Raw genomic sequence first — 14069 nt, forward strand, 5'->3', positions numbered from 1 at the left:
CCTTAACCGATCGCCACATCCGAGATCCCAAACCAAGCCAGAACAGGATGAAAAACCATGGCAAAACTCTTCGCCACTCGTAATGACATGCCGGCCAACACACGACATGCCTCGATCGAAATGCTGAACGCCCGCCTTGCCGACAGCATCGACCTCGCCCTCGCGATCAAGCAGGCGCACTGGAACGTCAAAGGCCCGGATTTCATTGCGATCCATGAGTTTTTCGACAAGCTCCGCAACGCGCTCGATCCGCTGGTCGATGAAATCGCCGAACGCGTTGCCCAACTCGGCGGCACCGCCCTCGGCACCACTCAGGAAGTGGCGAAATCCACCAAGCTCGCGGCCTATCCCACCGAAATCCACAGCACGACCGCCCATCTCCACGCGCTGATCGAGCGGTTTGGTGATGTCGCCAACGCCGTGCGCAAGAACATCGACGAAGCCGACGAAGCCGGCGACGCCGACACCGCCGACCTGTTCACCGGCGTTTCGCGCAAACTCGACGAATCGCTGTGGTTCCTGGAATCCCACATCCAGATGAAAGCCTGATCACACAGTCGCCCTCATCGCATCGAGGGTGAGGGTTTCCGATCGCGCCGCCCTGAGCCCGAACGCAAAAGTCGGGATCAGGGTTGCGGTCAGAAACGCCATCGACGGCCACCACACCCCGCTCATGGTGTGGAGCACGCCCATCCCCAGCGGACCGATCACCGAAACCGCGTACCCGATGGTCTGCGCGAATGCCGAAAGCGCCATCGCCTCCATCGGTCCGCCCGCGCGCAGCACGATCAGCGTCATCGCGAGCGGAAACATCGCACCCTGACCGAGCCCGATGATCACGATCCACACCCATGGTGCCAGACCCGGCACAAGGGTCAGTCCGGCATACCCGATCAGGGTAAAGCCGGTCACCGCCACCATCAGCCCCCGCTGGTCGCGCCCGCGCACGGCCAGGAGCGGGGTGATCAGCGTCGATGGCAACGCCACGATCGTGCTGATCGAGAGCATCAGCCCGGCCCGGCCCGGAGCTATGCCGATACTGTGCAAAATCGAGGGCAGCCACGACAGCACGCCGTAATACCCCAGCGATTGCAGCCCCATGAACATGGTGACCGCCCAGGCCAGCGGATTGCGGATCATCCGGGCGAACCCGCCGCCGCGCGTCGTCAGCGGGGATCGTCCCACCCCGTGCCGCACCTGCGGCAGCCATAGAAAAACCCCGCCGATCGCCGGGATTGCCCAAAACCCGAGCGCGGCCCGCCACCCCAGCGCACTCGCGCGCATCAGCGGCACACTCACGCCCGCAGCGGTCGCGGCAGCGATATACAGCGTCGTGATATAAAGCCCGGTCACCAATCCCACCCGGTTGGGAAAATCGCGTTTCACGATTGCCGGCACCAGCACATTGGCCATCGCGATCGCCGATCCGGCAATCGCGGTTCCGAGGTAAAGCGCCGGCGCGGCATCGATCAGGCGCAACAGCAACCCGCCGCTCAGCATGACCAGGATCAGCAGCACCGCCGGCTCCAGCCCGACGCGGCGCTGCAGCGGCAGGCTCGCCGGGGCCAGGAGCGCGAAACATCCGATCGGAATCGTCGCGAGCACCGCAAGTCCGACCCCGCCCAACCCCAGCGCGCTCCCGATTGCTGCCAGCACCGGCGAGACCGAGGTGATCGCAGGTCGCAGATTGGCAGCGATCCCCAGCACCCCGGCCAGCAGCAATGCCTGACGCCAACGCCCTGCGGTCAGCGCGCTCACGGCTGCGATACCGGCCGGCGCAATCCGATCATCAGGCGGATCACTTGCAGACCGAGCAGCAACGTCGCCGCCACACCCGCCAGAATCAGCACGGCATGCACCGAACCGGTCCCGCCTGCCGCGCGCAGCCCGCCGGTCCCCACCGCGCCAAGGCTCACATAAGCCAGCAGTGCGGGCAATGCCGCAAACGTGCCGAGCGCGTAGTCCCGCGCGCTGACCGCCGAAAGGCCGAGCGCATAGGAGGTCAGCGAGAACGGCATGATCGGCGAGATTCGCAACAGAAGTACGAATCGCCACCCCTCACGCCCCACGGCTATGTCGAGCCGGTCGAGCGAGGTCCGCCGCGCCATCAGCCGGCCGATCGCCGGGCGCAAGCCGGTGCGCGCAAGCCCGAATGCAATCGCTGCCCCGAGCATCAGCCCCGCGGCGGCAAGGCCGAAGCCGAGCCCGACCCCATAGATGGCCCCCGCCGCGATGCCGAGCAGCGATGCCGGCAGAAATCCCACCACCGCCGTCAGCATTTGCAACGCGACGAACACCAGCCCCCCCGTCACCCCGAGCGCGCGCAACCCTTCGATCCGGCGCAACACCACCCCGCCATCCCCAAGCCCCGTTATTGCGCTCGCGGTTGCCGCGAGCAGCAGCACGCAGGCGATCAGCCCCGCCACCACGATCCGGCGATCCCGCCCGATCATAAAACCGCCTCGGCCGGCGCCGGAAGGATCGGCCACGCCCGCAACCCCGAGGCAGCCAGGCGATACCGCCACGCGGTATGCAGCACACCGACGCCATAGGTTACCGAGCGCGCGAAATCGATCGAGGACGCCTCCCTGAAATAGCGCGCCGGGCACGAAATCTCGCCGAAGGTGAAGCCGGCATACAGCGCCTGTGCGATCATCTGGTTATCGAACACGAAATCGTTCGAACACCGGTCGAGCGGCAGAACTTCGAGCACGCGCCGCGACCACGCGCGATATCCCGAGTGATATTCCGAAAACGTCTGCCCGAGCAGCATGTTCTCAACCGTGGTCAGCCCCCGGTTGGCGGCATATTTCCACCACGGCATCCCGCCCGCCCGCGCCCGCCCGCCCAGAATCCGCGACGCCAGCACCGCATCGTAATGACCCGAGACGATCATCGAGGCCATCGCCGGGATCAGGCGCGGCGAATACTGGTAGTCCGGATGCAGCATCACCACGATATCCGCGCCCCGCGCCAGCGCGGCGGCGTAGCAGGTCTTCTGGTTCGCGCCATACCCGCGATTCTCGCGGTGCACGATGGTGTGCAACCCGAGCGCCTGCGACAGCGGCACCGTGGCGTCGATGCTGGCATCATCGGTGAGGATCAGATCATCGACGATCTCGCGATCGATCTCCGCAACCGTCCGCGCCAGGGTCCGCGCCGCATTGTAGGCCGGCAGCACCACCGCGATGCGCGATCCCGCCAGCACGCGCTCAGGCGGCCGGCATCAGGCGCTTGACCAGGGCGGAAACCCGGTGGCGGCGCATCTCGTATTTCGCCTTTGCGTCGGTCGTCATGTAATTGAGCTGCACGGTGTAGCGTCGCCCGACGAAGGTGCGGTGCCCATGCCAGGTCGTCGGCCCGTTGGGGAACACCAACAGCGTGCCGTCGACCGGCGGCACCTCGACCGCGTAATTCTCCAGATCGTCCGGCCCGCGCAGCAGACGCAGGCACCCATCCTGCCGGGCCCATGCCTCGCTCGCCGGGTTCAGGTAGAGCAGCACAGTCACCCGCTTGGCGATCGAGTCGCAGTGGATCTGCCCATCCTTGGCCCCGGTCTGCCCCCGCAACGTGATCATCACCGGGGCATCCGCGAGGTCGAGACCGAATTTTGCGGCGATCGCGGCACGGAACGCCTCGCCCTTCAACTCACGCATCAACTGCGCGGCATCATTCCCGAGCCTCACGGATTCGATCGGAAAACTGCCCCGGCTGCCGAGCGGCGGCAGAGCGCCCACCACCCCGGCCAGCCGATCCGGCCGCACGAAGCCGCGCATCAGCACATGGGGAAACGGGTCGTGCGAAACCGGCGTCGCCGCCAGACCCGCGATATCGAGAACCGAAGCATCGCTCATGATCAGACATCCGTTTGACAAACGCCGCCCCAGATGCGGCTTATGCGCCCCGATCATACAGGAGGAGCGGCAGGAATGAAAACCGGCAGGGGAGGCGCCACGGATATCGGCATCGCGCTGGGCCGCATCGCCCTTGCGCTGGTGTTCCTCCAGGCCGGATGGAGCAAGCTGAGCGGATGGCCCGGCATCGTCCATCTGCTGACCCGCCTGCACGCCCCGTACCCGACTCTGGGTGGAATCATCGCGATCGGCTGCGAACTGCTCGGCGGGGCGATGGTGGCGCTCGGGTTTCGCGCGCGACTCGGTGCGTTGGTGCTCATTGCCTTCACCATAGGCGCGAACTGGTTAACGCATCGTTTCTGGCTGATGCAGGGGGCTGCGAAATCCGCCGCCGAAATCCAGTTTCTGCTCGATCTGTCGATCTGCGGCGGGCTTCTCATCCTCGCCTCGACCGGCCCCGGACGGATCTCGCTCGACCGGCGCTGAAACCGCTCCGTCACGGACAGCATAGCCGGGCACGACAAAAAGCGCGGTCCCGCGACCGCGCTTCGTCAGACCCATCGCTGCGCCGGTGTCAGAAGCCTTCGCGTTCGATCCGCTTGCGCTCCATCTTGCGCGCCCGGCGGACGGCCTCGGCGGCTTCGCGGGCACGACGCTCGGACGGCTTTTCGTAATGACGGCGCAACTTCATTTCGCGGAACACGCCTTCACGCTGAAGCTTTTTTTTAAGCGCCTTCAGCGCCTGATCGACATTGTTGTCACGAACGAGAACTTGCACTTGGCCTGACACTCCGTTGCTTGAAACGCAGAATTGATGGATAGATCGTTGATCGAAAACAGAAAAAAGCCGCGCCTGAAGGGACGCAGCCGCCTCGCGAGCCGGGTTGGAATCGGCTTCTGGCGAGAGGTATAGCAAAAAATCCCATTTTGCCAACCGCTTTCCCCCGGAAATCGACGCGTCCGGCCCAGACTTATTTGCGTGACGCACCAGACTTATTTGCGAAACGCCCAAAGCTTGTTTGCGAAACGCGGGCAATGCGCCACATGAGCGTCATGGCGATCCTCAAACTGGCCCGTATGGGCCATCCCGTTTTGCTCGCGCGCGCGGCACCGGTGCCCGATCCCACCGCGCCCGAACTGCACCGGCTGCTCGCGGACATGATCGAAACCCTGGAGGATTCCGGCGGCGTCGGCCTCGCGGCGCCCCAGGTCCATGAATCGCTTCGCCTGTTCATCTACAAGGTGCCGGAACGCCGGGCGAGCGGAGCGCCGGGCGATACCGCCCGCCCGCTTGCCGCCGTGATCAACCCGGAATTGACCCTCGATCCCGGCGACAAGGTTGAGGATTGGGAAGGTTGCCTCTCGATCCCCGGGCTCACCGCGCTGATCCCGCGCGCCCCCTCGGTCACGCTGCGGGGGTTCGATGCCGGCGGCAACCCATTCACCCGTCAGGCCAGCGGTTTCCACGCGCGGGTGATCCAGCATGAATTCGATCACCTCGAAGGGATCCTCTACCCCAGCCGGATGCATGATCTCCGGCGGCTCGGCTTCAATGAGGAAATCGCCCGCTTCCGCGACGACCTCCTTGCCTTGCCGCCGGGCGCGACGATGTGAGACAGACAGGCCAAGGAGACCCCGATGAACCCCTGCGACACCATGATGCCCGAGGACGAGGCGGTGATCCGCGCCTTGCTCGATGAAGTTCCCTTCGCGGGGTGGACCACCGCGTCCCTGCGCCGCGCTCTCACCGCCTGTGGCCGCGACCCGGAGGATGCCCTGTTCCTGTTTCCCGGCGGCGCGCCCGAAATGATCGAGGCCTGGGCCTGCCTCGCCGACCGTGACATGGAAGCCGGCGCCAAGGCCGCCGATCTCGCGGCCTATCGCACCCCGGCCCGCGTGCGCGCGATCATTTCCCTGCGCTTCGAGCAGAACCGCCCCCATCGCGAAGCGATCGGCCGGGCCATCGCGATCCTCGCTCTGCCCCGAAACGCCCGCCTCGCCGCGACCATCACCGCCCGCACGGTCGATTCGATCTGGCATGCCGCCGGCGATCGTTCGGCTGATTTCGCCTGGTATACCAAGCGCGCGATCCTCGCGGGCGTCTATACCAGTACGCTGCTCTACTGGCTGCGCGACATGTCGGGCGACGATGCCGACAGCATCGCCTTCCTCGACCGGCGGCTGGCCGATGTCGCGCGGATCGGCAAGGCGCGGAAATCCATGAGCGAGCGCCTGCCCAGGCCGCGCCTGCCGCGGCCGTTTTTCATGCGGAAAGCCCCATCGCCGTCCGCATGAACGCCCGCTTGAGGCGGGGCATCCGGTTGACCGCCGCGAGCCCGAGGTCGCGCGCCAGCCGGACTGGCGGCAGATCGGTCGAGAACAACCGGTCGAGCGCATCGGTGGCCGCGAGCATCATCAGATTGTCAGGCCGCCGCGCGCGCTGATACCGGGCGAGCAGCGCGGGATCGCCCGGATCGTCCGCCGCCGAAATCAGCCGGGCGAGCGCGATACCATCGCGCAGGCCAAGATTGAGCCCCTGACCGGCGATCGGGTGTATCCCGTGCGCGGAATCCCCGACCAACGCCAGCCGGCTCGCGTAATAGCGATGCGCATGCAGCGCCGAGAGCGGGTAGGTCCACCGCCGTCCGACCAGTCGCACCCCGCCCAGATGGTCGCCGAGCCGCCGCGCCACCTCCGCCGTGAACGCCCCGTCATCCAGCGCCCCCAGCCGTTGCGCCACTTCATGGGATTCGGTGAAGACGATGGCTGAAATATGGGCACCATCGGCATCGCTCATCGGCAGTTGCGCGAAGGGACCGCCGGGCAGGAAATGTTCCAGCGCGACGTTGCGGTGGGACCGCTCATGCGCGATCGCGCAGACCACCGCGCTCTGGCGATAGGCGAATTTCGTGACCGGAAACCCCGCCTGTGCGCGCAATGTGCTCGCCCTGCCATCCGCCGCGACCACCAGTGCCGCCCGATACCTCCCTTGTCCCGCCACCGCGATCTCGGCATGATCGGCATGACGCACCACGGTCGCCTGGGCCGGCGCATGGAGGACGATGCCCGACTCCGCGAGGCGGCGGTTGATCGCCATGCGCAAGGCGCGGGCCTCCACGATCCAGCCGAACGGCGCATCGCCGACATCGCGATGATCGAAATGCAGGTGGAGCGGTGAGGCCGGTCGGCCCGGCTTGCCGTCCGAAACCCGGATCTGCTCGATCGGACAGGGATCGAAGGGCAGGGCGTCCCACAACCCCGCGCCGTCAAGCAATTCGCGCGACCCTGCGGCAATCGCATAGGCCCTGCCATCGAAATCAGGATGCTCCATCGGCGGCAAGGCCGCCCGATCGACCAGCAGGACGGATCGGCCCGCCCCGGCCAGATTCAACGCCAGGGCAGCGCCGACCGGCCCGGCCCCGATGATCGCGATATCGACGGTTTGTTGGGTCATTTCGCGTATGTCGCATGTTCCGCGCTTCGTGCAAGTCGCGATCTTCAGGTTCGAACGCGCCACTCGCGTCCCCGTGATCCACCGGCCCGGTGCGGCCGATTGCCGGTTGATTGATCACCTGCCTGCCTAATTTACATGCAGGTTCAGGCTGCGTGCTCATTTCGTATGAAGATTCCGTAAGCGCCGGGTCACATTGAAATGTTTGGCATGGAATCTGCATTGAAGCAGTCCGAGCGGCGCCGATGCGTCGCATGACGGTCGCACGCGCGGCCGGGCAACAAGGACGCTGGGAAGCATGGAGACCAAACAACAATGGCATTGATACCCTCCCCCGCATGGCTCGATACAGGCAACAATGCCTGGCAGATGACCTCTGCCACGCTGGTCGGCCTGATGAGCGTGCCTGGACTCGCGGTGCTCTACGGCGGCGCGGTCAAGAAAAAATGGGCGATCAACTCGGCATTCATGGTGTTCTACGCCTTTGCCGCCGTGCTCATCGTGTGGCTGCTCTGGGCCTACAACATGAGTTTCGGCCCGCATTGGCTGCATGTCGGCAAGGATTACTTCCTTGGCACGCCGCACCCGACCGCCTCCGCCGCCGATCTTGAAAAGCAGGCGATCATTCCGGATGCGGCAGCGGGAATGCCGCCATTGACCTTCCCGATGTCCACGATGGTCTATTTCCAGTTCGTGTTCGCCGCGATCACCGTGATCATTCTGGCCGGGGCGATCCTCGGTCGCGTCAGCTTCAAGGCGTGGATGATCTTCGTGCCGCTGTGGATGACCTTCGTCTACACGGTCGGCGCCTTCTCGCTCTGGGGCGGCGGCTGGCTCGGCCAGCTCGGCGTGGTCGATTACTCGGGCGGCTACGTCATTCACTTGACCGCTGCGGCCTCGGGTTACACCGCGGCAGCGGTGATCGGGCCGCGTCTCGCGCGTGACCGCGAGAGCTTTCACCCGAATTCGCTGCTGATCACCCTGATCGGTGCCGGCCTGCTCTGGCTCGGCTGGAACGGCTTCAACGGCGGCGATCCGTATTTCGCGAACATGGACAGCTCCGCCGCCGTGCTGAACACCAACGTCGCCACTGCCGCCGCCCTGCTCACCTGGCTCGCGATGGACGTGATGGCCTTCAGCCTTCCCTCGGTGCTCGGCGCGGTCAACGGCATGATCTGCGGCCTCGTCGCGATCACCCCGGCAGCCGGCTACATCAACGGGTTCGAAGCGATCATCCTCGGCATCGTTGCCGCCTTCCTGCCGTGGCTGACCTGGAACAAGCTCGGCAAAATGGGCTTCATGCGCAAGGTCGACGATACGCTGGGCGTCATCCATACCCATGGTGTCGCGGCGCTGGTCGGTGGCATCGGCACCGGTATCCTCGCGAACCCGCACATGATCGAATACATGGCGACCGGCAAGGACACGGCGGTGAGTGTCACCGGCTGGCTCTATGGCAACTTCCATCAGGTGCTCCTGCAGATCTATGGTGCCGCCTTCATCATCGTGATCAACGTGATCGGCACTTTCATCCTGCTCAAGCTGATCGGTCTGGTGGTTCCGCTGCGGATGGACGAGGAAATGCTCAAAATGGGTGACGAAGCCGCCCATGGCGAGGAAGCCTACGCAATCTATGCCGACGGCCAGAAAGTGCCGGTGATGGGCGACTGATCCCGCCGATCCGGACCTGAACGACGGCAGCGGCCGGGGGGATTCGTCCACTCGGCCGTTTTGTTTTGTCGAATCATGAGGATCAGGGTAATACTTCATCCATTCTGAACGACCGGAGCCTGATGCCGATGTCCGCGACCACCGATCAACGCCGCTTCCTCTCGCCCGCCCTCAAGGCCCGGTTTGCACGGCATCTCGCCGAAATCGCGGCGCTGTTCGCGGTGCTCGCGGGCCTGACCGTGCTGGTGGCGCTGGCCTCGTATCATCCGGGCGATGCGTCGTTCGATACGGCTTCGAGCCTGCCGGTCCAGAATCTGGCGGGTGAGTTCGGCGCCAATCTGGCCGACCTTCTGCTGCAGGGTTTCGGTGTGGCGGGCGTCCTGCCCGGTCTGACGCTGCTGGCCTGGGCGTTTCTGCTGGTCAATCACGGATCGGTGTCGCGCTGGCGGATGCGGATCGCCGCCATGCTGGTCGCGATGCCGGCCCTCGCGGCGGCGCTCGGGGCTGCCCAGGCCATGGACCCGGCGATGATGACATCCTGGCCGGTCGCCTCCGGCCTCGGCGGCGCGGCGGGCGCGATGATCGGCGGGTTCGGGATCCAGGTGGGCCATTCGATGCTCGGCGTGATCGGACGCGGGCTGGCCCTGGCGCTGGAGGCAATGATCGGTCTGGGCGGGGCGCTGTACGGATTCGGGCTCAGTTTCGGCGAATGGCGGGCGGCGGGGCGTCGGGCGAAGGCAGCGGCGGTGGTTTCGGCCCGGCACAGCGGTCGCGCGGTGCGCGGGGCCCGGAGCGGTGCGGGGGCGGTTTCGTCCTGGCTGGCGCCGGTGCTGAGTACGCCGCCGATGATCGATGCGTTCGAAGCGGGCGATGAGGAGGGGATCAGGCTGCCGCATCAGGAGCGGCCTGTGATGCCGGATGCGGTGGTGCCGGTGCGGTTGACCCGTGCGGCGACGGCGAAGAAGGCGCCGCCGCGCCAGGAGCAGTTGCCGTTGCCCGAAACCGGATGGCGCTTGCCGCCGCTGGAATTGCTGGCGGCGGCTCCGCCACGGGCGGCGACTGGACCCTCGGCGGAGGCGTTGCAATCGAATGCGAGGCTGCTGGAGACCGTGCTGGGGGATTACGGGGTGCAGGGGCGGATTGTTGAAATCCGGCCGGGGCCGGTGGTGACTTTGTACGAGCTGGAACCGGCGCCGGGGATTCGTTCCGCGCGGGTGATCGGGCTGGCTGATGATATCGCGCGCAGTCTGTCGGTGCTGGCGGTGCGAATTGCGACCGTTGCGGGGCGGAATGTCATTGGTATCGAGGTGCCGAACGCCAAGCGCGAGACGGTTTATTTGTCGGAGCTGATGGATCTCGCGGATTGGGGCAGCGGGGCGGGGAAGCTTTCGATCGCGCTGGGCAAGGATATCGGCGGCAAGGCGGTGATCGCGGATTTGGCGCGGATGCCGCATTTGCTGATCGCGGGGACCACGGGGTCGGGCAAGTCGGTCGGGATCAATGCGATGATTTTGTCGCTGCTCTACCGGCTGTCGCCGGAGCAGTGCCGGATCATCATGATCGATCCCAAGATGCTGGAACTTTCGGTGTATGAGGGTATCCCGCATCTGCTCGCGCCGGTGGTGACCGAGCCGGCCAAGGCGGTTGCGGCGCTCAAATGGGTGGTTCGCGAGATGGAGCGACGGTACCGCGCGATGAGCGGGCTCTCGGTGCGGAATATCAACGGGTACAATGATCGGGTGAACGAGGCGCTGGCGAAGGGCGAGGTGGTCACGCGGCGGGTGCAGACCGGGTTCGATTCCGAGACCGGGCGGCCGACTTTCGAGGACCAGCCGCTGGCGCTGGAGGCGTTGCCGTTGATTGTTGTCGTGATCGACGAGATGGCGGATCTGATGATGGTGGCGGGCAAGGAGATCGAGGCGGCGGTGCAGAGGCTGGCCCAGATGGCGCGGGCGGCGGGGATACATGTTATTATGGCGACGCAGAGGCCTTCGGTCGATGTGATCACCGGGACGATCAAGGCGAATTTTCCGACGCGGATTTCCTTTCAGGTGATTTCAAAATTCGACAGCCGGACCATTCTGGGCGAGCAGGGCTCCGAGCAGCTGCTCGGGATGGGCGATATGCTTTATATGGCCGGGGGCGGGCGGATCACCCGGGTGCATGGGCCGTTCGTTTCGGATCGGGAGGTCGAGGATGTCGTTGCGTATCTCCGTGAGCAGGGGGAGCCGGATTATCTCGATGCGGTGACCGAGGCGGTGGATGACGATGCGCCGAACATGCCGGGGCTTGCGGCGGCGGAGGCGGGGGAAGGCGGACTTTACCAGCAGGCGGTTTCACTGGTGGCGCGGGAGGGGAAGGCATCGACCTCGTTTATTCAGCGGCATTTGCAGATCGGGTATAACCGGGCGGCGAAATTGATCGAGCAGATGGAAAAGGAAGGGGTGGTCGGGCCGGCCAATCATGTGGGCAAGCGGGAAGTGCTGATCGAAGGCGATCGGGACTGATGCTGGCGCCGGCGGTCGTGATTTATGACCGCGGGCAGGCGGAACTGGTTGCGGGGCTTGGGGGGATTTTGCTGTCGCCGCCGGGGTTTGCGGGGTTCGGCGGGTGTTCGTGGTGGTGGGAGATCGTTGCGGGGTTGGAGGTGGTTTCATTGCTCGATTGCGGGGATGGTGCCGGGCGGGCGGTGGAGGCGATGAGGCTGGGGCTGCGGGGGGTGGTTCTGGAGCGGAAGGCAGCGAATTTCGGGGTCGTTGCGGGGATCGCGGCAGCGTGCGGGGTGTTGTTGCTTGATATGGCGCCGCCGGCGCTCGATTTAGCGGAGCGGGGTGCCGACCGGCGCCTGGTGGAATGGATCGACAGAGGAGAGCATGATGCGGGTGACGCAACGGGTTCGGAAAATTCTCGACTGGTATGAGAGCGACAATCCCGGTTCCAAGGGGAATCTGGCGCGGATGCTGATGCAGGGGAAGCTGGGCGGGACCGGGAAGATGGTCATTCTGCCGGTGGACCAGGGGTTCGAGCATGGGCCGGCGCGCAGTTTTGCGAGCAATCCGGCGGCATATGATCCGCATTACCATTTTCAGTTGGCGCTCGATGCCGGGCTTTCGGCCTATGCCGCGCCGCTCGGGATGCTGGAGGCGGCTTCGGGGAGTTATGCGGGGTCGATTCCGACGATTTTGAAGCTCAATTCGTCGAACTCGCTGGCGACCGAGAAAGACCAGGCGGTGACGGGCTCGGTTTCGGATGCGCTCCGGTTGGGGTGTGCCGCGATCGGGTTTACGATTTATCCGGGGTCGGAATACCAGTTCAAGCTGATGGAGCAGTTTCGCGAGTTGGCGGACGAGGCGAAATCGGTCGGGCTGGCGGTGGTTTTGTGGTCCTATCCTCGGGGGCCGATGCTGGACAAGGCGGGTGAGACGGCGGTGGATATTTGTGCCTATGCCGCGCATATGGCCGCGCTGCTCGGGGCGCATGTGATCAAGGTGAAGCCGCCGACCGATCATATCGGGCTGGAGGCGGCAAAAAAAGCCTATGAGAAGGTGGATACCTCGACGCTGGAGAAGCGGATTGCGCATGTGGTGCAGTCCTGTTTTGCCGGGCGGCGGCTGGTGATTTTTTCGGGTGGGGAGGCTTCGGATTCGGCTTCGTTGCTGGAGACCATACGGGGGGTTCATGCCGGTGGGGGTTCGGGCTCGATTGTGGGGCGGAATTCGTTCACGCGGCCGCGCGATGAGGCTTTGGCGCTGCTTTCGCAGATTATTGCGATTTATCAGGGCAAGGTTTGAGCCAGCTTTATCTGATTTCGCCGCCGGCGATCGGGGGGGATTTTCCCGATCTGCTGGCGGCGGCGCTGGATGGGGGGGCGGTATCGGCGTTTCAGTTGCGGTTGAAGGATGTGGATGAGGCGGCGGTTTGCCGGGCGGTTGAGGTTTTGCTGCCGGTGACGCAGGCGCGGGATGTGGCGTTTCTTTTGAACGACCGGGTGGATCTGGCGGTCCGGCTGGGGTGTGACGGGGTGCATCTGGGGCAGGAGGATCTGCCGCAGGGCGGGGTTGCGCGGGCGCGGGCGATGGCGGGGGGGTTGAGTTTGGGGGTGACGTGCCATGACAGCCGCCACCTCGCGATGGAGGCGGCGGAGCTGGGGGCGGATTATGTGGCGTTCGGCGCGTTTTTTCCGACCGCTACCAAGGCGGCCAGGACGCGGGCACCGATTGAGATTGTGGAGTGGTGGAGTTCGGTGATGGAGGTTCCGTGCGTGGCGATCGGGGGGATTGTGCCTGCGAATTGCGGGGCTCTGGTATCGGCGGGGGCGGATTTTCTGGCGGTGGTGGGGGCGGTGTGGGCGCATGAGGCGGGGCCGGGTGCGGGGGTTGCGGCGATGCTTCGGGCGATGGCGTGAGTTTGGCGGCGCGCGGACGCCCTTGCAGGATGAGGGCGGCGCGCGGGCGCCTTGGCAGGATGAGGGCGGCGGGGGGTTTGACGCCGAGGGCGTGGCAGAGCGGGCGAAGGACGCGACCCAGCGCCGGGTTGGCTTCGATCAGGGCGAGAAACTCACGCTCGGCCATGAGGTGGCGCAGGGTTTCGGCGGGGCGGCTGATCGGGTCCGGGTCGGTGGCGGTGCCGGGGTAGAGGCGGTGCAGCCAGTTGAAATTGCGGGGCAGGACGTAGGCGGGTTTGGGGCGCGGCGCGGTCGGGCGGGGTTTGCGCTTGCGCAGGGGACCGTAGTTCGCGATTTTCATGATGAGGGTGCAGAGGCGTTCGATGCGGGCCCGGGCGAGGAGGGTGATGATGGCGGGCAGGCGGAAGGGTTCGGCTTTCTCCTGTCTGATCAGGAGGCTGTCGATCCAGTAATTGAGCCAGCCAAAATAGTCGATGAGGGTTTCGCCCGGGGTTCGCATGGCGGCATAGGACCACAGACCCAGGGGGGTGAGAAAGGGGGATGGCGGGTTCGGTGAAGATTTCGTGCGGGGGGTCCGGCGCACAAAAAATTGTCTCGCGCGGCGGGATGTTGGTATAGGGGATTTGAAACGGGAGGGTTTTGATGGCTCAGGGTGATCGGGAGATACGAGACAGGATTTTGTCGGGAT

General features: G+C 65.4%; 16 protein-coding genes. 10 read left to right on the plus strand and 6 right to left on the minus strand.

What is annotated here, in order from left to right:
* The first annotated feature begins 57 nt into the window (after positions 1-57).
* On the plus strand, positions 58-549 hold the full coding sequence (gene dps / locus SIL87_RS07025) for a DNA starvation/stationary phase protection protein Dps (RefSeq protein WP_319613472.1): 492 nt from the start codon (positions 58-60) through the stop codon (positions 547-549).
* Here the strand turns inward: dps and SIL87_RS07030 are convergent, their stop codons facing one another.
* From SIL87_RS07030 to SIL87_RS07045, 4 genes are read right to left on the minus strand one after another with little or no spacing between them, the layout of a single operon-like run.
* Positions 550-1758: a CynX/NimT family MFS transporter gene (locus tag SIL87_RS07030; RefSeq protein WP_319613473.1), complete on the minus strand. Its 1209-nt coding sequence runs from the start codon at positions 1756-1758 to the stop codon at positions 550-552. It abuts the gene before it with no gap.
* Positions 1755-2453 carry a TVP38/TMEM64 family protein gene (locus tag SIL87_RS07035; RefSeq protein ID WP_319613474.1) on the minus strand — a complete coding sequence of 233 codons (699 nt, stop codon included), beginning with the start codon at positions 2451-2453 and terminating at the stop codon, positions 1755-1757. The genes SIL87_RS07030 and SIL87_RS07035 overlap by 4 nt, the downstream gene beginning before the upstream one ends.
* Entirely contained in the window at positions 2450-3208 is a 759-nt protein-coding gene (locus tag SIL87_RS07040) for a glycosyltransferase family 2 protein (RefSeq protein WP_319613475.1), read from the minus strand. Before SIL87_RS07040 ends, SIL87_RS07035 begins: the two co-directional genes overlap by 4 nt.
* A gap of 4 nt (positions 3209-3212) precedes the next feature.
* Positions 3213-3854: a 2OG-Fe(II) oxygenase gene (locus SIL87_RS07045; RefSeq protein WP_319613476.1), complete on the minus strand. Its 642-nt coding sequence runs from the start codon at positions 3852-3854 to the stop codon at positions 3213-3215.
* Positions 3855-3929: 75 nt separating this feature from the next.
* Between SIL87_RS07045 and SIL87_RS07050 the strand changes: the two genes are divergently transcribed.
* Complete coding sequence (locus SIL87_RS07050; RefSeq protein WP_319613477.1) at positions 3930-4340, plus strand: DoxX family protein; 411 nt, start codon at positions 3930-3932, stop codon at positions 4338-4340.
* An 88-nt stretch (positions 4341-4428) separates the two neighbouring features.
* Here the strand turns inward: SIL87_RS07050 and rpsU are convergent, their stop codons facing one another.
* A complete protein-coding gene (gene rpsU / locus SIL87_RS07055; protein ID WP_007421557.1) occupies positions 4429-4632 on the minus strand; it encodes a 30S ribosomal protein S21 in 204 nt (67 codons plus the stop codon).
* Between the two features lie 275 nt (positions 4633-4907).
* Here rpsU and def point away from each other — a divergent pair, with 275 nt between their 5' ends.
* Together def and SIL87_RS07065 are read left to right on the plus strand one after the other, a co-directional pair.
* Positions 4908-5468: a peptide deformylase gene (gene def / locus SIL87_RS07060; protein ID WP_319613478.1), complete on the plus strand. Its 561-nt coding sequence runs from the start codon at positions 4908-4910 to the stop codon at positions 5466-5468.
* A gap of 24 nt (positions 5469-5492) precedes the next feature.
* Positions 5493-6149, plus strand: coding sequence for a COQ9 family protein (locus tag SIL87_RS07065; RefSeq protein WP_319613479.1), 657 nt, complete (start codon positions 5493-5495; stop codon positions 6147-6149).
* On the opposite strand, the gene SIL87_RS07070 is transcribed toward SIL87_RS07065, so the two are convergent.
* Positions 6118-7308 carry a UbiH/UbiF/VisC/COQ6 family ubiquinone biosynthesis hydroxylase gene (locus tag SIL87_RS07070; protein WP_319613480.1) on the minus strand — a complete coding sequence of 397 codons (1191 nt, stop codon included), beginning with the start codon at positions 7306-7308 and terminating at the stop codon, positions 6118-6120. The two genes, SIL87_RS07065 and SIL87_RS07070, sit on opposite strands and share 32 nt — an antisense overlap.
* Before the next feature lie 312 nt (positions 7309-7620).
* On the opposite strand from SIL87_RS07070, the gene SIL87_RS07075 reads away from it, so the two are divergent.
* The 6 genes from SIL87_RS07075 (at position 7621) to SIL87_RS07100 (ending at position 13937) form a co-directional block, all read left to right on the plus strand.
* Entirely contained in the window at positions 7621-8976 is a 1356-nt protein-coding gene (locus tag SIL87_RS07075) for an ammonium transporter (protein ID WP_319613481.1), read from the plus strand.
* Positions 8977-9104: 128 nt separating this feature from the next.
* Positions 9105-11483, plus strand: a complete 2379-nt coding sequence (locus SIL87_RS07080) for a DNA translocase FtsK (protein WP_319613482.1) — start codon at positions 9105-9107, stop codon at positions 11481-11483.
* Positions 11483-11896: a hypothetical protein gene (locus SIL87_RS07085; RefSeq protein ID WP_319613483.1), complete on the plus strand. Its 414-nt coding sequence runs from the start codon at positions 11483-11485 to the stop codon at positions 11894-11896. Before SIL87_RS07080 ends, SIL87_RS07085 begins: the two co-directional genes overlap by 1 nt.
* A complete protein-coding gene (locus tag SIL87_RS07090; RefSeq protein WP_319615924.1) occupies positions 11853-12767 on the plus strand; it encodes a class I fructose-bisphosphate aldolase in 915 nt (304 codons plus the stop codon). The genes SIL87_RS07085 and SIL87_RS07090 overlap by 44 nt, the downstream gene beginning before the upstream one ends.
* Positions 12764-13381 carry a thiamine phosphate synthase gene (gene thiE / locus SIL87_RS07095; RefSeq protein ID WP_319613484.1) on the plus strand — a complete coding sequence of 206 codons (618 nt, stop codon included), beginning with the start codon at positions 12764-12766 and terminating at the stop codon, positions 13379-13381. Before SIL87_RS07090 ends, thiE begins: the two co-directional genes overlap by 4 nt.
* Positions 13329-13937, plus strand: a complete 609-nt coding sequence (locus SIL87_RS07100) for a hypothetical protein (RefSeq protein ID WP_319613485.1) — start codon at positions 13329-13331, stop codon at positions 13935-13937. The genes thiE and SIL87_RS07100 overlap by 53 nt, the downstream gene beginning before the upstream one ends.
* The last annotated feature ends 132 nt before the right edge of the window (positions 13938-14069 follow it).

Source organism: Acidiphilium acidophilum, assembly GCF_033842475.1.
GTDB lineage: Bacteria > Pseudomonadota > Alphaproteobacteria > Acetobacterales > Acetobacteraceae > Acidiphilium > Acidiphilium acidophilum.

Bases quoted from the DNA above. Each gene is read 5' to 3' on its own strand.
- def (WP_319613478.1), top strand. From the start codon at position 4,908: ATGGCGATCCTCAAACTGGCCCGTATGGGCCATCCCGTTTTGCTCGCG.
- SIL87_RS07065 (WP_319613479.1), top strand. From the start codon at position 5,493: ATGAACCCCTGCGACACCATGATGCCCGAGGACGAGGCGGTGATCCGC.
- SIL87_RS07070 (WP_319613480.1), bottom strand. From the start codon at position 7,308: ATGACCCAACAAACCGTCGATATCGCGATCATCGGGGCCGGGCCGGTC.
- SIL87_RS07085 (WP_319613483.1), top strand. From the start codon at position 11,483: ATGCTGGCGCCGGCGGTCGTGATTTATGACCGCGGGCAGGCGGAACTG.
- SIL87_RS07050 (WP_319613477.1), top strand. From the start codon at position 3,930: ATGAAAACCGGCAGGGGAGGCGCCACGGATATCGGCATCGCGCTGGGC.
- SIL87_RS07080 (WP_319613482.1), top strand. From the start codon at position 9,105: ATGTCCGCGACCACCGATCAACGCCGCTTCCTCTCGCCCGCCCTCAAG.
- SIL87_RS07075 (WP_319613481.1), top strand. From the start codon at position 7,621: ATGGCATTGATACCCTCCCCCGCATGGCTCGATACAGGCAACAATGCC.
- SIL87_RS07045 (WP_319613476.1), bottom strand. From the start codon at position 3,854: ATGAGCGATGCTTCGGTTCTCGATATCGCGGGTCTGGCGGCGACGCCG.
- SIL87_RS07035 (WP_319613474.1), bottom strand. From the start codon at position 2,453: ATGATCGGGCGGGATCGCCGGATCGTGGTGGCGGGGCTGATCGCCTGC.
- SIL87_RS07090 (WP_319615924.1), top strand. From the start codon at position 11,853: ATGCGGGTGACGCAACGGGTTCGGAAAATTCTCGACTGGTATGAGAGC.
- dps (WP_319613472.1), top strand. From the start codon at position 58: ATGGCAAAACTCTTCGCCACTCGTAATGACATGCCGGCCAACACACGA.
- SIL87_RS07100 (WP_319613485.1), top strand. From the start codon at position 13,329: ATGAGGCGGGGCCGGGTGCGGGGGTTGCGGCGATGCTTCGGGCGATGG.